Annotated in this window: 20 protein-coding genes; 15 read left to right on the top strand and 5 right to left on the bottom strand. The window is 43.9% G+C overall.

Features of this window, described 5'->3' with window-relative positions:
* Positions 1–16 precede the first annotated feature (16 nt).
* The 6 genes from hisS to Hs20B_RS07410 all read left to right on the top strand — a co-directional run bounded on the left by hisS (position 17) and on the right by Hs20B_RS07410 (position 5,393).
* Positions 17–1,300 carry a histidine--tRNA ligase gene (gene hisS / locus Hs20B_RS07385; protein ID WP_172357131.1) on the top strand — a complete coding sequence of 428 codons (1,284 nt, stop codon included), beginning with the start codon at positions 17–19 and terminating at the stop codon, positions 1,298–1,300.
* The gene (locus tag Hs20B_RS07390) at positions 1,301–1,537 is read left to right on the top strand and encodes a hypothetical protein (protein WP_172357133.1); all 237 of its coding nucleotides are present in this window, start codon (positions 1,301–1,303) and stop codon (positions 1,535–1,537) included.
* Positions 1,534–1,788, top strand: a complete 255-nt coding sequence (locus Hs20B_RS07395; RefSeq protein ID WP_172357135.1) for a hypothetical protein — start codon at positions 1,534–1,536, stop codon at positions 1,786–1,788. Before Hs20B_RS07390 ends, Hs20B_RS07395 begins: the two co-directional genes overlap by 4 nt.
* Positions 1,789–1,836: 48 nt before the next feature.
* Positions 1,837–3,579, top strand: coding sequence for an aspartate--tRNA ligase (gene aspS / locus Hs20B_RS07400; RefSeq protein ID WP_172357137.1), 1,743 nt, complete (start codon positions 1,837–1,839; stop codon positions 3,577–3,579).
* A 9-nt stretch (positions 3,580–3,588) separates the two neighbouring features.
* Positions 3,589–4,467, top strand: a complete 879-nt coding sequence (locus Hs20B_RS07405; protein ID WP_172357139.1) for a YitT family protein — start codon at positions 3,589–3,591, stop codon at positions 4,465–4,467.
* A 65-nt stretch (positions 4,468–4,532) separates the two neighbouring features.
* Positions 4,533–5,393 carry a YitT family protein gene (locus Hs20B_RS07410; RefSeq protein ID WP_172357141.1) on the top strand — a complete coding sequence of 287 codons (861 nt, stop codon included), beginning with the start codon at positions 4,533–4,535 and terminating at the stop codon, positions 5,391–5,393.
* A 105-nt stretch (positions 5,394–5,498) separates the two neighbouring features.
* Here the strand turns inward: Hs20B_RS07410 and Hs20B_RS07415 are convergent, their stop codons facing one another.
* The gene (locus Hs20B_RS07415) at positions 5,499–6,536 is read right to left on the bottom strand and encodes a hypothetical protein (RefSeq protein ID WP_172357143.1); all 1,038 of its coding nucleotides are present in this window, start codon (positions 6,534–6,536) and stop codon (positions 5,499–5,501) included.
* Between the two features lie 171 nt (positions 6,537–6,707).
* Here Hs20B_RS07415 and Hs20B_RS09820 point away from each other — a divergent pair, with 171 nt between their 5' ends.
* On the top strand, positions 6,708–8,981 hold the full coding sequence (locus tag Hs20B_RS09820) for a collagen binding domain-containing protein (protein WP_172357145.1): 2,274 nt from the start codon (positions 6,708–6,710) through the stop codon (positions 8,979–8,981).
* Between the two features lie 74 nt (positions 8,982–9,055).
* Here the strand turns inward: Hs20B_RS09820 and dusB are convergent, their stop codons facing one another.
* Together dusB and hslO are read right to left on the bottom strand one after the other, a co-directional pair.
* The gene (dusB, locus tag Hs20B_RS07425; protein WP_172357147.1) at positions 9,056–10,045 is read right to left on the bottom strand and encodes a tRNA dihydrouridine synthase DusB; all 990 of its coding nucleotides are present in this window, start codon (positions 10,043–10,045) and stop codon (positions 9,056–9,058) included.
* Entirely contained in the window at positions 10,038–10,907 is an 870-nt protein-coding gene (gene hslO, locus Hs20B_RS07430) for an Hsp33 family molecular chaperone HslO (RefSeq protein WP_172357149.1), read from the bottom strand. The genes dusB and hslO overlap by 8 nt, the downstream gene beginning before the upstream one ends.
* A gap of 141 nt (positions 10,908–11,048) precedes the next feature.
* Between hslO and Hs20B_RS07435 the strand changes: the two genes are divergently transcribed.
* Complete coding sequence (locus Hs20B_RS07435; RefSeq protein WP_172357151.1) at positions 11,049–12,548, top strand: 6-phospho-beta-glucosidase; 1,500 nt, start codon at positions 11,049–11,051, stop codon at positions 12,546–12,548.
* 60 nt (positions 12,549–12,608) lie between these two features.
* Here the strand turns inward: Hs20B_RS07435 and Hs20B_RS07440 are convergent, their stop codons facing one another.
* Entirely contained in the window at positions 12,609–14,042 is a 1,434-nt protein-coding gene (locus tag Hs20B_RS07440; RefSeq protein WP_172357153.1) for a UDP-N-acetylmuramoyl-L-alanyl-D-glutamate--L-lysine ligase, read from the bottom strand.
* A 105-nt stretch (positions 14,043–14,147) separates the two neighbouring features.
* Here Hs20B_RS07440 and mutM point away from each other — a divergent pair, with 105 nt between their 5' ends.
* The 6 genes from mutM to rsmA all read left to right on the top strand — a co-directional run bounded on the left by mutM (position 14,148) and on the right by rsmA (position 19,448).
* Positions 14,148–14,981: a DNA-formamidopyrimidine glycosylase gene (gene mutM, locus Hs20B_RS07445; RefSeq protein ID WP_172357155.1), complete on the top strand. Its 834-nt coding sequence runs from the start codon at positions 14,148–14,150 to the stop codon at positions 14,979–14,981.
* Positions 14,982–15,112: 131 nt separating this feature from the next.
* Positions 15,113–16,306, top strand: coding sequence for a recombinase RecA (recA, locus tag Hs20B_RS07450; protein ID WP_172357157.1), 1,194 nt, complete (start codon positions 15,113–15,115; stop codon positions 16,304–16,306).
* Between the two features lie 226 nt (positions 16,307–16,532).
* Positions 16,533–16,931, top strand: coding sequence for a transcriptional regulator Spx (gene spx / locus Hs20B_RS07455; protein WP_172357159.1), 399 nt, complete (start codon positions 16,533–16,535; stop codon positions 16,929–16,931).
* Positions 16,932–16,997: 66 nt separating this feature from the next.
* Complete coding sequence (locus Hs20B_RS07460; protein WP_172357161.1) at positions 16,998–17,777, top strand: TatD family hydrolase; 780 nt, start codon at positions 16,998–17,000, stop codon at positions 17,775–17,777.
* 16 nt (positions 17,778–17,793) lie between these two features.
* Entirely contained in the window at positions 17,794–18,381 is a 588-nt protein-coding gene (rnmV, locus tag Hs20B_RS07465) for a ribonuclease M5 (protein ID WP_172357163.1), read from the top strand.
* Between the two features lie 197 nt (positions 18,382–18,578).
* Entirely contained in the window at positions 18,579–19,448 is an 870-nt protein-coding gene (rsmA, locus tag Hs20B_RS07470; RefSeq protein ID WP_172357165.1) for a 16S rRNA (adenine(1518)-N(6)/adenine(1519)-N(6))-dimethyltransferase RsmA, read from the top strand.
* A gap of 154 nt (positions 19,449–19,602) precedes the next feature.
* Here rsmA and apf read toward each other — a convergent pair whose 3' ends face one another.
* Complete coding sequence (gene apf, locus Hs20B_RS07475) at positions 19,603–20,184, bottom strand: aggregation-promoting factor (protein ID WP_172357191.1); 582 nt, start codon at positions 20,182–20,184, stop codon at positions 19,603–19,605.
* A gap of 268 nt (positions 20,185–20,452) precedes the next feature.
* On the opposite strand from apf, the gene Hs20B_RS07480 reads away from it, so the two are divergent.
* The gene (locus Hs20B_RS07480; protein WP_172357167.1) at positions 20,453–22,009 is read left to right on the top strand and encodes a peptide chain release factor 3; all 1,557 of its coding nucleotides are present in this window, start codon (positions 20,453–20,455) and stop codon (positions 22,007–22,009) included.
* The last annotated feature ends 26 nt before the right edge of the window (positions 22,010–22,035 follow it).

Raw genomic sequence — 22,035 nt, forward strand, 5'->3', positions numbered from 1 at the left:
AAAGTGAGAAGAGATAATGAAACTGCAACGACCTAAAGGCACCAATGATATTCTGCCAGGCGAGAGTGAAAAATGGCAATTTGTTGAGGAGACCATGCGTCTCGTATTTAGCGACTATCATTTTAGCGAAATTCGCACGCCGATTTTTGAGCATTATGAGGTGATTTCTCGTTCGGTCGGTGACACGACTGACATCGTAACCAAGGAAATGTATGACTTCTATGACAAGGGCGAGCGCCATATCACCCTACGTCCTGAAGGGACAGCGCCAGTTGTGCGTTCGTTTGTTGAAAATAAAAAATTTGCCCCTGAAGTCCAAAAACCGTTTAAAGTTTACTATACAGGACCAATGTTTCGTTATGAACGCCCGCAAGCTGGGCGCCTGCGTGAGTTTCATCAGATTGGCGTTGAAAATTTTGGCTCGAAAAATCCAGCCACAGATGTTGAGACGATTGCCATGGCAAAAGCCTTTTTTGACCAGCTAGGCGTGCAAAATATCAAGCTTGTGATCAATTCATTGGGTGATAGCGAAACGCGTCAGACCTACAGAGAAGCACTGATTACCTATCTAGAAGTGCATCTGGATAACTTGTCAGAAGACTCAAAACGTAGGCTACATGAAAATCCCTTGCGTGTACTAGATTCTAAGGATAAAAAAGACATCGAAATCGTCAAAGATGCGCCGTCAATCCTGGATTTTCTGACTGATGCAAGTCAGCAGCACTTTTCTGACGTCAAGACCATGTTAGCAAGCTTAGAGATCCCTTATCAGGTCGATCAAAACATGGTACGCGGGCTTGATTACTATAACGACACGATTTTTGAGTTCATGACGGATATCAATGGCCGTGAGCTGACAATCTGTGGCGGTGGGCGCTATGACTCGCTTGTGAGCTATTTTGACGGACCTGATACGCCTGGTTTTGGCTTTGGTCTTGGCATTGAGCGATTGCTGCTCGTGCTTGACGAACAGGGCGTTGTGCTCCCACTTGAACAGGCGCTTGACGTCTATGTGGTCGTGCTTGGTGCGGGGGCCAATGTTGCAGGACTCAAGCTCGTGCAATCGCTGCGCGATCAAGGTTACGCCGTAGAACGTGATTTCTTAGACCGCAAGATCAAGCAACAGTTCAAGTCGGCCGAAGAATTTGGCGCAAAGACCATCATCACGTTAGGCGAAACAGAAGTCGAAACGGGTCATATCACAGTCAAAAATAATACCACAAGAAAAGCAATTGAGACGCAGCTTGACGCCATTCAAACTGACTTTGATCCTGTTTTTTCAGAAGTTATGGTGGACTAAATGACAGATAAACTCAAGATGTTTACCGCACTATCCGTTTTCGCCATCATCGCAAGTCTGTATCAAATCGCAACGAAGACTTACAGTTATGATAGAACATTTTTAGTGATTTATTGTGTGATTATCCTATTGTTTAATCGTGATAAGGCGTTTTCAAAAAATAGACTGGCAAGTATCATTGGTATTTTGACGATACTGCTCCTAGTTGTCAAGTCGGTTTTAGCGAGGTTAGCGTGAAGACAGATAAATTATGGCAGCTCATCGTTAAGATCATCGCTGGTTTGATGAGTCTCATCAGCCTATCCATGCTACTGCATGGCGATTATAATGGTATCAATCTTGTCTGGTTTGTGATATTTTTCATCGTTTGCCATAACTTGATAAAACCGTTATACCAAAAAGAAAATCGCCTGACGCTTATTTTTGTAATCGTGGCTGTTTTCTTGCAAGTGGTTTTAGCAATTTTTAAATTTGCGACGGCTAGTTGAACGCCTATCTTAGGACAAAAAATTTTAAAATAGAAAGAATAAAATGATATGAAACGTACATTATACGCGGGCGCTGTCCGCTCAGAAAACATTGGTCAAACAGTGACTTTGACAGGTTGGGTATCACGCAGACGTGATCTTGGCGGTCTGATTTTTATCGATTTGCGTGATCGCGAAGGTATCATGCAGCTCGTGATTAACCCAGAAAATGTGTCGTCAGAAGTGCTTTCGACAGCTGAAAGTCTGCGTAGCGAATTTGTCATCGAAGTAAGAGGACAAGTCATCGCTAGAAGCCAAGCAAATGATAAACTTGCGACGGGCCAAGTTGAGCTTGAAGTCGCATCACTCGTCGTTTTGAACACGGCGAAAACGACACCTTTTGAGATCAAAGATGACTTGGAAGCAAGTGATGACACGCGCATGCGTTATCGCTACCTTGATTTGCGTCGTCCTGAAATGCTCAAAAATTTCAAACTGCGCCATAATGTCACAAAAAGTATCCGTCATTATCTGGATGATTTAGATTTTATTGACGTTGAAACACCAATTTTAACGAAGTCAACGCCTGAGGGTGCGCGTGACTATCTGGTGCCAAGTCGCCTGTCAGAAGGGCATTTTTATGCGCTACCACAGTCGCCTCAAATCACCAAACAACTTTTGATGAATGCTGGTTTTGACCGTTATTATCAGATTGTCAAATGCTTCCGTGATGAGGATTTGCGTGGGGACCGTCAGCCTGAGTTTACACAGGTCGACCTGGAAACATCTTTTCTTGATGAAAAAGACATTCAGGACTTGACTGAGGGCCTCATTGCCAAAGTCATGAAAGACACGAAAAATATCGACGTGACCCTGCCTTTTCCACGTATGAGTTACGATGATGCCATGAATCAATATGGTTCTGACAAGCCTGACACCCGCTTTGATATGCTGCTTTCTGACGTGTCAGAAGTCGTCAAAAAAGCGGATTTCAAAGTTTTCTCTGAAGCACCAGTCGTCAAAGCAATCGTTGTTAAAGCCGCCGCTGACAAATACTCACGCAAAGACATCGACAAACTGACAGAATTTGCCAAGCAATTTGGCGCCAAAGGCCTTGCCTGGGTTAAGTTTGTAGCTGGCGAATTTGCCGGACCTATCGCAAAATTCCTGCCAGAAATCTCGTCAGAACTGGCTGATTACTTAACCCTGTCTGACAATGACCTCGTGTTATTTGTAGCTGATACGCTTGATGTTGCAAATGCAACGCTAGGTGCGCTTCGCAGCCGTATTGCACGGGAGCAGGACTTGATAGATCCAGACAAGTTTAATTTTCTGTGGGTCATTGATTGGCCAATGTTTGAGTGGTCTGACGAAGAAAATCGCTATATGAGTGCCCACCACCCATTTACCCTGCCAACAGCAGAAAGCGCACATGAACTTGAGGGCGACTTGAGTAAAGTACGCGCTGTGGCCTATGATATCGTGCTGAATGGCTATGAGCTCGGTGGTGGCAGCCTGCGGATCAACCACAAAGACCTGCAAGAACGCATGCTAAAAGCGCTAGGTTTCACAGCTGAGTCAGCACAAGAACAGTTTGGCTTCTTGCTTGAGGCGATGGACTACGGCTTTCCACCACATGGCGGCCTTGCAATCGGACTTGATCGCTTTATCATGCTACTTGCCGGCAAGGATAATATCCGCGAAGTCATCGCTTTCCCTAAAAATAATAAGGCGAGCGACCCGATGACGCAGGCACCAAGCACCGTTTCAAGTAAGCAACTGGCTGAACTCAGCCTGAAAATCGGACAATAAACCACAATTATGATAAATGCGATCAAAAATCTCTCCATCGAAAAACTGACGCAGAAACTCTCAGCATCAGTCGTTTATGCGATTTTATCATCTGTCGCACTGAATTTCTTTTTTCAGCCTGGGCACGTTTACTCAAGTGGTATCACAGGTTTAGCACAGATTTTAACGACGATTTCTTACAATGTCGTGGGTCGCAATATCCCAGTTTCTATCACCTTGTATGCGCTGAATCTGCCTTTATTGATCTTGGCCTGGCTGAAAATCGGGAAACGTTTTACGATTTATACGGTCATCACTGTTACGCTGAGCTCAGTTTTTATCCACTTTATTCCGAGTTTTACCTTATCGACGGATCCGATTATCAACGCTGTATTTGGTGGCGCTGTCATGGGTTCTGGTATCGGCTATGCGCTTCGCAGCGGGATTTCGAGTGGTGGGACGGACATCGTTAGTCTCTATGTTCGCAAAAAAACGGGTCGTCAAGTCGGACATATCAGTCTGATTTTTAACGGCGTGATCGTGATTATTGCTGGGGTTCTCTTTGGCTGGCAATATATGTTCTACTCGCTTTTGACAATCTTTGTCTCAAGTCGGGTGACTGACGCCATTTACACCAAACAAAAGAAAATGCAGGCGACAATCGTGACGAAAAAGCCAGAGCTTGTCACGAAAACCCTGCATGAAAAGCTGCATCGCGGTGTCACAGTTGTGAACTCAGCAGAAGGTGGCTACACACATGATAATCTAAGCGTGCTCATCACCATCATCACGCAGGCAGAATATCAGGATTTCAAGTATATCATGAAAAAAATCGACCCCACGGCTTTCGTTTCCATCGCTGAAAATGTCAAAGTTTTGGGCAGATTTGTCGAGGATGAAGCAGTTTGAGAATGATTATGACGATAAGACTGAGCGAAATAGCGCTCAGTTTTTCAAAATAGAAAGTAGGCAGTATGTCAAAAGAAATCAAATTTAAACCGTTAAATTTCTTGATGATCGCACTTGGAACCGCGATTTACGCCTTTGGCTTTGTGAATTTCAACATGGCAAATCACTTGGCAGAAGGCGGTGTGAGTGGGATTACTTTGATTTTTCATGCTTTGTTTCAGATCAATCCAGCCTACACGCAGCTGATTTTGAACATCCCGCTTTTCATCCTTGGCATCAAGATATTCGGCAAAAAAGGACTTGTTTACACGATCTATGGGACGGTCACTATGTCATTTTTCATCTGGTTGTTTCAGAGGGTTGGGATTAGTATCAATATTGATCACGATAATCTCATTGCGGCTTTACTTGCTGGCGTTTTTGCTGGGATTGGCGGCGGTCTTGTCTTCCGGTTTGACGGAACAACAGGCGGTGTCGATATTATTGGTAGATTTTTTGAAGAGAAGTATGGCTTTCAGATGGGGCGTACCCTGCTCGTTGCTGACTTTTTAGTTCTTGCGACAAGCCTGATTTACATTGACATCAAACACATGATGTATACGCTGATTGCAAGTTTCGTGTTTAGTCAGGTGGTCGGTATCGTCCAAACGGGCGGCTATACGGTACGCGGCATGATTATCATCACTGACAAACACGCCGAGATTGCATCGAAAATCCTTGCTGATATTGATCGAGGCGCGACCTATCTACACGGCGAGGGTGCCTACTCTGGTGAATCTAAAAATGTCCTCTATGTCGTGCTAAATCCTCAGGAAATCATCGCCGTCAAGCGTATTTTGCAAGATGTTGACCCGCAGGCATTTGTATCCATCATCAATGTCCACGAGGTTGTGGGTAGCGGCTTTACTTATGCTGTTAAGAAGTGAAGGGAACTACTAAGTGTTGCAATAAGTACCAAAAAAGCATCTAGTTTAGACTAGGTGCTTTTTTGGTTTTCAGGACACTCAAAATGATAGTATTACATATTTTTATCATGATTTTCGGGGGGGGGGGGGGGTAAGTAAATTGTAATCTTTTGGAATATTTAAATCTAGACGCCATTTTGATATAGACTGTTTTAATTCGTTAATATCAGACATAAACATTTCTGATACAGATAACAGGGGGGCATCAGTTTCTGGACGTGATGAAAATGGAGCGGTATCGTACAAGTATTCGACTGTTGACATTAGTTTGATGCTGTTTTTTTCAGCTGCTTCAGTGCGTCCGATTAAATAAAAATAGACAATTTCGTAGTATCGTTGTAGTGTTGCGACATGGATAACCATAGTGCTAGGCGTAGCATGTTGAACGGCAGCATAGGCATAGTTTATGGTACTAATCTGACGTGATTCGACCGCACGAGTAAATAAAAAGCCGCGGAACATAGTAATCATCATAATCGTTTCGTAGTCATCAAGTGCAACATTGTAACGTTTATCAAGCTCTCCGACTAGCGTTGCTAATATAGATGAATCATTGAAGTCATCATTCACGATAATATAGAATAAAGAATTTAGCTCATAGCTTTGCCAGACATCACGCGCCATGATAGCAGAATAAAACTTGTCAAAATATGCCTTATAACCCGTCGTGTCTCCTTTGAGACTGGCAATGCACAGGTCAATATAATCAATAGTAATCGGAAAAAATTCGGAAATGTACTTATTTTCTTTGAGAGTGTTCAGTATAGCTAAGCTCTCGTCAATTTTTGAGTCGTCATTTTGAGCGAGCACAAATATTGCATTGATTGACATGATAATTTGATTAATATCGTAACTTGTATACTTTGTGGCAGCTGTAACATTATGGGGTTGAAAATCGTAAAAAGTAGCAGGCTTAAAAAGCATTTTTTTACTCTCTTCGGGTGTTATATTGAGTAGCATGATAAGAGACGTATAGTCGCTCAGTGAAAAACTTGTTTCACCACGTAGGAGACGATAGTATTTATTTTTACTGATACCGTGTTTCTCTAAGTCTTTGATTTTGATTTTTTTATCTTTTCTGATTTCATCAAGTTCTTGCAGCATATTTTATCTCCAAACGCTTCAGTTATTTTCCTGTATGTTAATATTAGCACATTTGTTTTAGATGTCAAAGAGTGGTGCTAAAATTAGCACGTTTTTTTTTTGTTGCCCTCTTTCTTGATAATATGGACTAAGGAACTAAAAAAGTTCAAAAAAATAAAGAGGTTTTTAAAAATGAAGCAAATTCAGAGTAATTCAGCGGTATTGACATATGATAGTGTGGGTAATGCTGCAAATCCAATCAAATCTGCTAATAAAAAGGTGTCACATTTTCGTGCGTGGAAGTCTGGGAAGATTTGGCTTTATGCAGCAGGGGTGATGCTGGTATCGGCAATGACATCAGTTGGTTTGCCAGATAATATCAGTCATACTTTGCCAAAAATGGCGCAGGGTTCGAGAGTTTATGCGGATACAATTGAAAAAGATACCTCTTTTTTGAGTAATCTTGTAATCACTTCTGAAAATGGCTATGATCCGACATATTTTAACCAATATTCAAATGTCGAACTGACTGCAGACTGGGTATTGGGGGATTATCAAAAGGGTGACACGGTCAATTTTGCATTTGATACGACCTATGTGTCAGTTGCAAATCAGATTAGTTTTAATTTATATGCGAATCAAACAGATGCTGATGGCAATGAGGTGTTAGATGCTGATGGCAATCCAGTCAAAATTTCAGTTGGTACCGTGGTTGTCAATACTGATGGGACTGGGACAGTAACATTCAATGATCCAACCAATTATTTGTCGACACATACCAACGTTCATGGTACGATGAGTATTCTCACAAGAATGAACTCAGATGTTACACCAAATCAAACTATAACCATCAATACATCGTGGGGAGATCAAAGTGTTACAATCAACGATAGTAACTCTGAACAGATTAGTTCAGATGAGTTGATTGCAAAATGGAATGACAATATTGATAGTGATGGTGCACTTAGCTGGGGAATTCGTGTCAATTATGCAGGTGAATCGCTGAAAAATGTGGTTGTGAACGACACATTGGAAAGCAGTGCAAAAATAATTCCTGGCAGTGTCGTTATCAATGAAGTAACTTATACAAATTATATTGCAGATATTGGTGCTGATGTGACAGATCAGTTTGAGATTGACTATGTTGATGACCAGCATTTCACAGTTAATTTTGGCAATATTGATAAAACATATTTGATTCATTACAAATCAACGATTACAGATCCTAATGATAAAGTCATTGATAATAGTGTTAGCTTGACAGATGACAATCATCCAAAAAATAGTGCTGATGCTAACTACAAAGTAACGACTGGTCAAGGTGATGTAGTGGGGGATGACAAACCAGTAGATGTTGAATCGGAATCAGAATATGAGAGCGATTCTGACTCAGAAAGCGAGTCAGAATCAGACAATCATTCGGATTCAGAGAGTGAGTCAGAATCGTACAGCCATTCAGAATCAGAGAGTGAATCCGAATCGGATAGTCATTCAGAATCGGAAAGCGAATCCGAATCAGATAGTCATTCAGATTCAGAAAGTGAATCTGAATCAGACAGTCATTCAGACTCAGAAAGTGAATCCGAATCAGATAGTCATTCAGACTCAGAAAGTGAATCCGAATCGGACAGTCACTCGGACTCAGAAAGCGATTCATTATCGGACAGTCACTCGGACTCAGAAAGTGAGTCCGAATCAGACAGTCACTCGGACTCGGAAAGTGACTCAGAGTCAGATAGTCATTCAGAATCAGAAAGCGATTCATTATCGGACAGTCACTCGGACTCAGAAAGCGAGTCCGAATCAGACAGTCACTCGGACTCAGAAAGCGAATCTGAATCAGATAGTCATTCAGAATCAGAAAGTGAATCCGAATCAGATAGTCACTCGGAATCAGAAAGTGAATCCGAATCGGACAGTCACTCGGACTCAGAAAGCGAATCTGAATCAGATAGTCATTCAGAATCAGAAAGTGAATCCGAATCAGATAGTCATTCAGATTCAGAAAGAGAATCCGAATCAGATAGTCATTCAGAATCAGAAAGTGAATCCGAATCAGATAGTCACTCGGAATCAGAAAGAGAATCCGAATCGGACAGTCACTCGGACTCAGAAAGCGATTCATTATCGGACAGTCACTCGGACTCGGAAAGTGACTCTGAGTCAGATAGTCATTCAGACTCAGAAAATGAATCAGAGTCTGACAGTCACTCGGACTCAGAAAGCGAATCCGAATCAGATAGTCACTCAGAATCAGAAAGTGAATCCGATTCCGACAGCCACTTTGAAAGTGATCACGAAACGCCTGTTGTTCCAAACACAAGTCATCCTGATAACGGTTCATTGCCCAAAACAGGTGATAGTGATGAATTGAGTAAAGAAATTAGCTTAGTAGCCGGAGGAATGCTTGCTGCGGGCGCACTTATGACCGCAAAAAAACGGCGAAGAAATGCTAGAACGAAATGAAATAAATAGAACTAAGCAAAAAAATGAACTCCGACAATCCGTCAGAGTTCATTTTTTATATCATATATCAAAACTCAAAGCCCAGTCAAATAATCATCAAAGACCGCAAGCATGTCATCTTGCGTGTTAGCCTGGTTAATGGCGACCTTAACTTTTGCGGCGCGTGGCGCACCTTTGAGGTAGTAGGCGGCGTGTTGGCGAAACTCGCGTGGACCAATTTTGTCGCCTTTGAGGCGTGTCAGACGTGCCAGATGTTCTTTTGCAGTCTGGATTTTTTCAGCGACAGTCGGCTCAGGCATCTCATCGCCAGTTGCCAAAAAGTGAGCGGTTCGCTTGAGCATCCACGGATTACCAAGGGCGGCGCGGCCAATCATGACGGCATCAACGCCAGTTTCATCAAGCATGCGTTTGGCATCCTGAGGCGTTTTGACGTCGCCATTTCCGATGAAAGGAATACTGAGTTTGCCCGCAACTTTAGTGAGCCAATTCCAGTCGGCGTGGCCTTCGTACATCTGCACGCGCGTGCGGCCGTGCATGGCAATGGCTGCAGCGCCACCTGCCTGTGCTGCTAGCGCATTTTCGACGGCAAAGAGGTGATCTGTGTCCCAGCCTGTACGCATCTTGACGGTTAGCGGGATCTGGATAGCTGATGAAACGGCAGAAACCACATCGTAAATCTTATCAGGATCAAGCAAAAGGCGCGCACCAGATTCATTTTTTGTGACTTTGGGGACAGGACAGCCCATGTTGATGTCAATCATGTCAGCAGTCGTATTTTCTTGGACAAACTTGGCAGCCTCGACCAGTGTGTCGGCATCTCCGCCAAAAATCTGGATGGACAGGGGATTTGGGACACCATCAAAGTCAAGCATAGACAGAGTTTTTGTATTGCGATGCTCGATGCCTTTGTCAGAAATCATCTCAGTGACCACGAGTCCAGCACCAAATTCTTTGGCGAGGCTCAAAAAAGCCTTGTTTGAAATGCCAGCCATTGGGGCAAGGACGATGCGGTTTTTGATGTCGATGTCGCCAATCTGCCATGGCGATGCGTAAGTATTAGTCATGTGTTAAAAGTTCTTTCAAATCATTTTCGGAAAAAATATAAGTTGTTTCGCAAAATTGGCAAGTGACTTCGGCGCCGTGATTTTCGTCGATCAATTTTTGGACTTCGCCGTCACCTAGGCTTTGGATACCGTGGCCAAAGCGCTCTTTTGAACAGTCACAGTGGAAGGCAAGTGGTGATTCTTCTAAAATCTTGTACTGGTCTTGCCCGTAAATGGCGTCTAATATTGCTTTTGACTGGTCTTGTGAGCGCAGAAGTTTAGAGATAGCAGGCATTTTCTGAATGCGTGCTTCAAAGGCTGCAATTTCAGCGTCTGGCGCATCAGGCATGACCTGTACGAGAAAGCCACCTGCGACATTGACCGTTTCGTCTTCATTGAGCAAGACGTTTAGCCCAATTGCTGATGGTGTCTGCTCGGATGTCGTCAGATAGTAAGCGAGATCTTCTCCGATTTCACCAGAAATCAGCGGTGTTTGACCTGTGTAAGGCGTTTTTAGCCCCATGTCCTTGACGACAGAAAACCAGCCCTGACCGACCAAATCGCCGACCAGCACTTCGCCAGTTGAGCCACGTTTATAGTCGACATTTGGCTCTTTGATGTAGCCTTTGACATTGCCACGGGTGTCTGCGACGGCGACAATCATGGTGATGGCACCACTACTTTGCACACGCACGGTAATCGTGTCATCGCCTTTTTGATTAGCACCCAAAATCTGTGCAGCAATCAAAGTACGACCTAACGCCACAGTCGACGTCGACCAAGTTTGGTGGCGCTGTTGGGCTTCAGCAACAGTTTGCGTCGCTTCAAGGGCGTAGGCTCTGAAAAAGCCGTCGTTTGAAATTGTCTTGATCATCTTATCCATTCCTTTATTTTACCACAAAGCCTGCCTGTCTGCATAGGCTTTGATTTGATAAATAAGCTGTAAAAACTTGAAAATGTAAGCGTTTTCTAGTAGAATGAAGACAAACCAAGATAAAGTTAAAGAATGGAGTAACAAAAGAACATGGCAAAAAAGACGTATAAAATGGCAGATGATTTTCTATGGGGCGGCGCTATTGCTGCCCATCAGGCGGAAGGTTTCTGGGATGTCGATGGGAAAGGTGTCTCGATAGCAGATGTTCTGACGGCGGGTGATAATCAAACGGCCCGTCAGATCACAGACGGCGTCGTGGCAGGCGAAAACTATCCCAATCACCACGGCGTTTATTTTTACGAGACCTATAAAGAAGACCTCGCTTTATTAAAAGAAATGGGTTTCAAGGCGTTTCGGACGTCGATTGCTTGGACACGTATTTTTCCAAATGGTGATGAACTTGAGCCAAATGAAAAAGGGCTGAAATTTTATGATGACTTGTTTGACGAGATGAATCGTCTAGGCATCGAACCTGTGGTCACCTTGCAGCATTTTGAGATGCCTTATCACTTGGTGACAGCCTATGGTGGCTGGTACAATCGAAAAGTTATTGACTTTTTTGAGCGTTATGCGCGCGTTGTTTTGACGCGTTACAAGGACAAAGTCAAATATTGGATGACGCACAATGAGATTTCAAATCAGGCATCGCTAGCGGATGCCCACTCGACATTTCAAGTTTGGGTTAACTCAGGGTTGAAATTTGACGAGAAGGCTACACTTGATGAAAAGCTAGAAAAGATGTATCAGGCAGCGCACAATGAACTCGTTGCGTCAGCACGTGCTGTCATCATCGCGCATGAGCTTGATGCCAATCTAAAAGTCGGATGCATGCTTGCTGAAACGCCGATATACCCAGCAACGACCAAACCTGAGGATCAGTTAGCTGCGCTCAAAGCAACGCAAGCACGGGAGTGGTTTGCAGATGTCCACGTCAGAGGTGCCTATCCTGCGACGCTTGAAACCATGTTTGCGCGCAAGGGATTTCGCAAGAATGTGACGGAGCAGGACTTTGACGAGCTCAAACGTGGCACGGTTGACTACTTTGCCATGAGCTACTACATGAGCTGGGTGGTCAGGGCTGTTGCTGAAAAAACGGTCGTTTTGGATGATCAACGCTCAGTTGCACTCACGCCAAATACAGAAATTCAGGCGTCAGACTGGGGCTGGAACATTGATCCAAAAGGCTTACGGTTTGTATTGAACCAACTGTCAGATCGCTATCCCAACTTGCCAATCATGATTGTTGAAAATGGTTTTGGTGCTTACGACGAACTTGTGGCAGCAGAAGACACCGACAATGCTGAGCTGACCGTGCATGACGGCTATCGCATTGACTATCTGCGGGAGCATATCCGAGCATTTGAAGAGGCTGTAGCGCTTGACGGTGTCAATCTAATCGGCTACTTGAGCTGGGCACCGTTTGATATCGTAAGCGCGGGTACGGGCGAGATGAAAAAGCGTTACGGTTATGTCTATGTCGATCTCGACGATTTTGGCAATGGTAGTGGCAAACGCTATAAAAAAGACAGTTTTTACTGGTATCAGCAGGTGATTAATACTCAGGGACAAGACCTGGGAGATACTGTTTGATAAGGTTTGAAATCAAAAAAAGGTCATCAGAAATTACGTGTTCTGATGACCTTTCTTATCTCATAAATAACGCTCAGCGATGACACGATCACCGTCATAAGGCATATGCACGCCGTCAACAATCTGATAAGCATCCACGCCTTTACCCGCGATAATCACGGCATCTGACGGATTTTCTGTCTCAGCAAGCGCAGTCTGAATGGCAGTTTCGCGATCCACAATGATGCGAACAGGGCGCGTGATAAAACTTGCGATTTCACGTGCGATGTCAGCAGGATCCTCAAAACTCGGATCGTCCGCCGTCAGAATCACATCAATCAGCGGACGCTGCTCAAGCAGCTCGCCAATGCCCTGCCTGCGACTTTCAGCTTTATTACCTGTTGTTCCGATAATCAGCGTGATTTTACCTGTCTGATACGGTGACACAACGCCAATCAGCTTGTCAAGGCTATCAGCGTTATGTGCGTAGTCAACAAATACTTTAGCACCATTTGCCTGAGTTAGCACTTCCATGCGGCCTGGCACGGTCGTTTTTGCGATGCCGATTTGGGCATCTGCGAGACTTGCGCCCAGGCGAATGCTTGCAAGCGCTGCAGCAACAGCATTTTCTTGATTGAAACGGCCAATTAACTGAATCTCAAACGCTGCACCGAGTGTTGAAAAGCTGAACGCCTCAGAGTTTGAGATCGGGTGTTCTGACGCATCGCCATAGAAGTCGTGCTCAGAAGTCAGCTCCGATTTGACGAAGTCAAAATGTGCCATGTCGCTATTAACGACGGCGTAGCGGCTATTTTTCAAGAGCTGCCGTTTGCAATAAAAATAATCCTCAAAAGTCGGGTGCTCGATCGGACCGATATGGTCGGGTGAGATGTTGAGGAAAACGCCAACGTCAAAGGTCAGACCGTAGACACGCGCAGTTTTATAGGCTTGTGATGAGACCTCCATGACCAGATGCGTCATGCCATTTGTCACGGCTTCGCGCATCATGCGAAATAAATCCAGGCTTTCAGGCGTAGTCAGCTGCGACTTGAAGTAGGTTTTGCCGTCAAGCGTCGTGTTCATCGTTGACAACATGGCAGTTTTGCCGCCATTATACGTGTCGAGGATATTTTTAGCAAAATAAGCCGCCGTCGTTTTGCCTTTGGTGCCAGTAAATGCCAGAGTTTTGAGGGCGTTTTGCGGCATCTCATAAAAATGCATGGCAATCATGCTCATAGCATGCTTGACATCGCTCACGATAATCGCAGGAATGCTAAGGCCATAGTCAATCTCAGAAATGTAATAAGCAATCTCCAGATCACGGATATAGTCAGGCTTGAAATTCAGTCCCTTGGCAAAAAAAAGGGTTGATGGTGTTACATCACGGCTATCATAGCTGATTTTGTCAAAAGTGGTATCAGTAGTCGGCTCAGAAAAATACTGGTTATTGTCGATAATATCTCGGAAGTTTTGGTCGTTTTTCAGAAGTGTCAGTACTGTTTTCAAAGTTATCATAGTTATATTATAGCGGATTTTTTGCTAAAATTGTAAATGAGATAGGAAATTCAGACGAAAAATCTGAATTGTCAGCTGACATCTGATGAATAAAGGAGCGTGTCCATGCCAGAATTACCAGAAGTTGAAACCGTCAGACGAGGGCTAAATCAGCTTGTCCGTGGCAAAAAGATTACGTCAGTCACGCTTGATTATCCGCGGATGATTCACTCAGACTTGTCAGAGTTTAAGGATTTTCTGACAGGCCAGACCATTTTCGACGTGACTCGGCGTGGCAAGTATCTGCTGTTTGACCTCGGTCAGAAAACGCTTGTCAGCCACTTGCGCATGGAGGGCAAATATCTTTTATTTGAGACAGACAAAGTCCCCGAAGACAAGCATTTTCACGTGAGATTCGCACTCGCAAGCGGCGAGACGTTGATTTATCAGGACGTGCGCAAATTTGGCACCATGGAGTTGATTGACAGCGTTGCACTTTCGGATTTTTTCACCCGTAAGAAAATGGGACCAGAGCCGATTGCAGCAGAGTTTGACTTGAAAACGTTTGAGGACAAACTCTCTGTCAGTCAGAAAAAGATAAAGCCCTATCTACTAGAGCAGACTTTGGTTGTGGGGCTGGGCAACATCTATGTTGATGAAGTGCTCTGGTGTGCTATGATTCACCCATCAGAAGTCTCGGGAAATCTGAAACGTGCTCAGGTAAAAAGGCTCAGAGATGCCATCATTTCCGTCCTTGCAGAAGGTGTCAAACGTGGTGGCTCAACCATTCGTAGCTATAAAAATGCACTAGGACTGGCTGGCACCATGCAGGATTATCTGAAAGTCTATGGCAAGACAGGTGAGCCATGCGCACGATGCGGTACGCCAATCGAAAAATACAAACTAGGCGGACGTGGCACGCACTTTTGCCCGCATTGTCAGAAACTCAAAAAGTTTTAACATGATAGTGGTTGTTGCGAGGTGACATTTTTGCATTTTTTGCGTATATAAAAGTAGGTAGAAAAATGCTATAATAAAGAAATACGAAAAGTTTTGTGGCAAGACCACAAGCAGATAAAAAGGAGATAACTTTGGCAAAAAAAGCTAAGAAAAATCTAGACGATATTACGAAAAAATTTGGCGAAGAGCGTGAAAAGGCGCTCGACATTGCGCTAAAAAGCATTGAAAAAGATTTTGGTAAGGGCGCACTCATGCGTCTCGGGGAAAAAGCTGAACAAAAAGTTCAAGTTATGAGCTCAGGCTCACTTGCGCTTGATATTGCACTAGGTGCTGGTGGCTATCCCAAAGGTCGTATTGTCGAAATCTACGGACCAGAGTCATCTGGTAAGACAACAGTTGCACTCCATGCAGTTGCACAAGCACAAAAAGAAGGCGGAATTGCTGCCTTTATCGATGCCGAACATGCCCTTGATCCAGCCTATGCTGCGGCACTTGGCGTTGACATTGATCAACTATTGCTCTCGCAACCTGACTCAGGTGAGCAAGGTCTTGAAATTGCAGGTAAGCTGATTGATTCAGGGGCTATTGATCTAGTGGTTATTGACTCGGTTGCAGCACTTGTCCCTCGTGCTGAAATCGATGGTGAAATCGGGGATTCTCACGTTGGTCTGCAGGCTCGGATGATGTCGCAAGCCATGCGTAAACTCTCGTCTTCTATCAATAAAACAAAAACAATCGCCATTTTCATCAACCAACTGCGTGAAAAAGTCGGTGTCATGTTTGGTAGTCCGGAAACAACGCCTGGTGGGCGCGCTTTGAAGTTCTATGCCTCAGTGCGTTTGGACGTTCGTGGCAATACGCAAATCAAGGGAACTGGCGAAGATAAAGACACGGCGATGGGGAAAGAAACGAAGATCAAAGTCGTGAAAAACAAGGTTGCGCCACCGTTTAAAGTCGCAGAAGTTGAAATCATGTTTGGCGAAGGCATTTCACAGACAGGTGAGCTGGTGAAAATCGCATCAGATCTTGATATTATCAAAAAATCAGGGGCATGGTTCTCTTACAATGATGAAAAAATCGGTCAGGGTTCTGAAAAATCGAAATTGTACTTGAAAGAACACCCAGAGGTGTTTGATGAAATCGACCACAAAGTTCGTGAGCATTTTGGTCTTGTTGAAGGTGCCACAACTGCTGAACAAACTGAAGAAAAAGCAACTGAAAAAACAGCTGCAAAAGCGAAAACAACGGATAAAGCAGAAAAAGAGGACGCACCAGCAGCAGAAGCCGTTGAACTTGAGCTTGATACTATCGAAATTGAAGAATAATCACAAGACTGAGCAGTTTTTTCAAAAAAATCCGGCAAAAGCGACATAAATTTTGGACAAATTGCCAAAAAAGTGCTAAAAAGATGTTTTTATCTCAAATAGGGCTTTTGACTGATGACAAACTGTGTTATAATTGATAACATATAGTAGAGTTGACGACGTGTCATATCTGACACCGTCAATCTATAACTCGACACGCGTTAGATTTACAAACACGGGAGGAAATATGCTAACAATTTATACGGCACCATCGTGCACAAGCTGTAAAAAAGCTAAAAAATGGTTGGGTGATCATGAAATCGCTTATGATGAGCGTAATATCATGTCAAGTCCCTTGTCAACAGACGAAGTGAAACATATCTTAGAAAAATGTGATGATGGGATAGAATCATTGATTTCAAGTCGCAATCGTTTTGTGAAATCACTCAACGTTGATTTTGAAGAGTTGTCATTGTCTGAAGCGGTGACAATCATCTCTGAAAATCCACAAATCTTGCGTCGTCCAATCATTATGGATGACAAGCGCCTGCACATCGGCTATAACGAAGAAGAAATTCGTGCGTTTTTGCCACGTAGTGTCCGCGTTTTAGAAAATGACGGTCTGCGCTTGCGAGACGCCATCTAAAAACACTGAAAAGTGTTTTTATTTTACCGAAATAAAAAATAGAACAAATAGAAAAGAAGTTAGCAGATGATTTTTGATACACATACGCACCTGAACGCAGAGAATTTTGCTGGACGTGAACAAGAAGAAATAGAGAAGGCAGCAGAATATGGTGTCACAAAACTCAATATTGTAGGATTTGATTTACCAACAATCAAGCAGAGTTTGGCCTTGTCAGAACGTTTTGCTGGTACGCTCTATTCAACGATTGGCTGGCATCCGACTGAGGCAGGCGACTATTCTGACGAAATCGAGGATCTGATCACCTCGCATCTGACAGACAAGCACGTGATTGCCTTGGGTGAGATTGGGCTTGATTATCACTGGATGACTGCGCCAAAAGACGTGCAGAAACGTGTTTTTCGCAGGCAGATTCAGCTATCCAAAGACTATGAGTTGCCATTTGTGGTACACACGCGCGATGCCATGGCAGACACATATGAGATTATCAAGTCAGAGGGTGTTGGTCCTCGTGGCGGCATCATGCACTCATTTTCTGGGACACTTGCTGAGGCTGAACAGTTTGTGGCGCTTGGTATGATGATTTCATTTTCGGGCGTTGTGACCTTCAAAAAAGCGCTGGACTTGCAAGAGGCAGCAGCGAAGTTGCCGCTGGATAAGATTTTAGTTGAAACGGATGCACCGTATCTTGCTCCTGTGCCCTATCGTGGCAAGGAAAATACGCCTGCATACACCAAGTTTGTTGTTGAAAAAATCGCTGAACTCAGAAACTTGACAGCTGATGAAGTGTCGCAAGCGACTTATGACAATGCCATGGCTATTTTCAGGATAAATGACGATAAATAGGATGAACAAACAAAACATGACTGATAAACAAGTGATTTCAGAAGTCATCGTCGTTGAAGGAAAAGATGACACAGCAAATCTCAAACGCTATTATGACGTGGATACCTATGAAACACAAGGGTCTGCCATTTCTGATGATGATTTGTTGCGCATTGAACGCCTGCACGAACTGCGTGGGGTCATCGTTTTTACGGATCCTGATCACAGTGGAGAGCGCATCAGACGCATTATTATGACGGCGATTCCCAGTGTTAGACACGCTTTTTTGAATCGTGGTGAGGCAAAGCCGAAGTCCAAGACAAAAGGCCGCTCGCTTGGCGTCGAGCATGCTAGTTTTGCGGATCTGGACAAGGCACTTAGCCAAGTCACGTCAAATTTTGATGATGTGATGGATTTTGACATGACAGCGCATGATTTGATTCGACTAGGCTTAATTGCGAAAGCAGACAGTCGAAAACGACGTGAATTTTTAGGTGAACAACTCAGAATCGGCTACAGTAACGCCAAACAGCAGCTAAAACGATTGGCTTTATTTGGGATTACCTTGGCGGAAGTTGAAGCAGTGATGCAAAAGTTTGAATCAGGAAATGATGGCACTCATTAAGCTAAAAGACGTTCGTTATACTGGAATTTTGCGGTCGCTACCGTCGCTCGTGATAGGACAGCCACAAGTATCAGATTGATCAGCCCAATTCTGGCAAAAGACTTATAAAAAACGATGTAATTTAGTAATCAGCAGCCACAACAAAGGCTTTTCTGTTATAATGATAAGAGACCACAAATTCAGGAGAAAATCATCACATGCACATAGCAGATTATCGCGTTACTCAGGCCATTTTAGAGCGTCATGGCTTTTCATTCAAAAAAAGTCTGGGGCAAAATTTCCTCACAGATACCAATATTTTACAAAAAATTGTTGATACGGCTGAGATTGACCAGGATGTCAATGTCATCGAAATCGGCCCTGGCATCGGTGCTCTGACGGAGTTTATCGCAGAGAAAGCTTCCGAAGTCATGGCCTTTGAGATTGATGATCGTCTGATTCCCATCCTCGCAGATACTTTACGTGATTTTGATAATATCACAGTTATTAACGAAGACGTGCTCAAAGCGGATTTACAGACGCACATCAAAAATTTTAAAAACCCTAACCTACCGATAAAAGTTGTCGCAAATCTGCCTTATTACATCACGACGCCCATTCTCATGCACCTGATTGAGAGCAAGATTCCTTTCACCGAGTTTGTCGTCATGATGCAAAAAGAAGTGGCAGATCGCATCAGTGCAAGCCCTAATACTAAGGCTTATGGCAGCTTGTCAATCGCAGTTCAGTACTATATGACTGCACAGGTGGCTTTTATCGTACCCAAAACGGTCTTTGTGCCCGCGCCAAACGTTGATTCGGCCATCCTTAAGATGACTCGGCGCGATGCGCCAATGGTAGAGGTTTCTGATGAAGATTTCTTTTTCAAAGTCGCAAGACTTGCCTTTGTCCATCGCAGAAAAACGCTCTGGAACAACCTCCAGTCAGCCTTTGGCAAGACAGAAGACATCCGTGCCCAATTAACAAAATCACTAGAAATAGCAGAAATATCCCCACAAATCAGGGGCGAAGCCCTCTCAATTCCTGAGTTTGCAAAACTTGCTGAGGCACTTTTGCCACTTAAATAAAAAGCCCACCGAAGGCTTAACTGTAGTGACTCCGAAAAGTTAGACGAAAAATCTAACTTCATTTTACAATTTGCAAAAAAAATCCAAGTATAAATACTTGGATAAAAAGTCTAATTTTGGGGGCATATCAAACGCCATTAGTTTTTTTTATATTTTAGTACCAGCCATTTGCCTGATGAAAGGCCCAGGCTGCTTCCCATGAACCGTAGCGCTGTGCGACATAGTTGTCGGCGACGCGTTCTTGATTGGCAGCAGAATAGTCGCCACCCAGGTAGGAAGCTGAAAGTTGGTAACGGCCGTAGTATTGTCCGTTTTGTGCCGTGTAGGAACCACCAGACTCTGTCATAGCAATCGCTTCTTTAGCGGAGCTTGCAGAAAAGCCGTTCGGCGTTGCATAGCTATCAGCAGTCGTTTCAGTTGTCTGTGTTGGTACGACGTCAGCAGTCGCAGTTTCAGTTGTGTTAGTGGCATTTTCAGAAGCAACTGTTGCATCAGTATCGATGGTAATTGCTTGTCCGACTTGGATCAAGCTGAGGTTGTCGATGTGATTAGCCGTAGCAATCGCTTGAACATGGCTGTCGTCGTTGAAAAATTGTTCAGAAATCTGAGATAGTGTATCGCCAGGTTTCACTGTATAAGTGACTTGGTCAGCGCTTGCCAAAGTAGCATTGCCTGATGCAAAGATACCACCTGCAATCAGTGTACCAGCTACAAGGGCGATGTTTTTAGTTGACATTTTTTTAGTCAACGCTTTAAGCTCGTCGTGTTTATATGTTTTCATGTCTCTTAGTTTAACAAACTATTTTACCAGTCATGTGAAAATGGCGTGAAGCTTTTGTAACGAATGTGACAGTTTGTCATAAAAGTCACTTGACAATATGATATAATAAAACTAATTGCGTGAAAATGGACAGTATAAAATACTAGTGGAAAGTGCCGAATAACAAGCTAATCGTGTATTTTACCCACATTTTTAAAAGAATAAGACGATATAAGGAAGTCACATGACAACATTAGCAGAAGATATTAAACGTAGACGAACATTTGCCATTATCAGTCACCCGGATGCCGGAAAAACGACGATAACTGAACAACTCCTTTATTTTGGTGGTGAGATTCGTGAGGCAGGTACTGTAAAAGGCAAGAAAACGGGCCATTTTGCTAAGTCCGACTGGATGGACATCGAAAAGCAACGTGGGATTTCCGTGACGTCATCTGTTATGCAGTTTGACTACGCAGGTAAGCGCGTCAATATCCTGGATACACCAGGGCATGAGGACTTTTCTGAAGATACTTACAGAACGCTTATGGCGGTCGATGCTGCTGTCATGGTGATTGACAGCGCAAAAGGGATCGAAGCGCAGACGAAAAAACTGTTCCAGGTTGTCAAACAACGTGGCATTCCTGTTTTTACCTTTATCAATAAACTTGACCGTGACGGGCGTGAACCGCTTGATTTACTAGCTGAACTCGAAGAGGTGCTTGGTATTTTCTCAACGCCGATGAACTGGCCAATCGGTATGGGGAAAAACTTTGAAGGCTTGTATGATATGACAAACAAGCGTTTGGAGCTTTATCGTGGGGATGAGCGTTTTGTTGATTTTGAGCAAGGTGAGCAAGTTTTTGCGACCAATCCTTTTTATCAGCAAGCAAAAGACGATATTGAGCTGATGACTGAGGCGGGGAATCCCTTTGATGCGGCTGCTGTTTTAGCTGGTAATTTGACACCTGTCTTTTTCGGATCAGCACTGACAAACTTTGGTGTGCAGACTTTCCTAGATAGTTTTCTAGCTTACGCGCCCGAGCCGCAAGGGCACAAGACAACAACTGAAGAGATTGTGTCACCAACGACGCCAGACTTTTCTGGATTCGTCTTCAAGATTCAGGCTAACATGGACCCACGTCACCGCGACAGAATCGCTTTTGTGCGCATCGTGTCGGGTGAGTTCGATAAGGGCATGTCGGTCAAGCTTGCGCGCACGGGTAAGGCTGTTAAGCTCAGTAATGTCACACAGTTTATGGCGGAAAGCCGTGAAAATGTTGAAAATGCGGTCGCAGGCGATATTATCGGGGTGTATGATACGGGGACTTATCAGGTCGGAGATACCCTGACGACAGGCAGTCTTAAAGTTGAGTTTGAACCACTGCCGACGTTTACGCCTGAGCTTTTTATGAAAGTTTCGGCAAAAAATGTCATGAAGCAAAAGTCTTTCCATAAGGGTATCGAGCAGCTAGTGCAAGAAGGCGCCATTCAGCTCTATAAAAACTATCAGACGGGCGAGTATATGCTGGGAGCTGTCGGTCAGCTGCAGTTTGAAGTCTTTCAGCACCGCATGGAAGGCGAGTACAATGCTGAGGTTGTTATGAGCCAAATGGGCAAAAAAACCGTGCGCTGGATCAAGCCTGAGGACCTGGACGAACGCATGTCAAGTTCGCGCAATATCCTAGCCAGAGACCGTTTTGACAATCCTTTGTTCCTATTTGAAAATCAGTTTGCGGAACGCTGGTTTGCCGATAAATATCCTGATGTGGTTTTGAGTGATCAGGCACCTGTCAGATAATCAAAGAGAATCAGACGTTTGAAAAG

The organism is Pseudolactococcus insecticola (genome assembly GCF_011170065.1).
Lineage (GTDB): Bacteria > Bacillota > Bacilli > Lactobacillales > Streptococcaceae > Pseudolactococcus > Pseudolactococcus insecticola.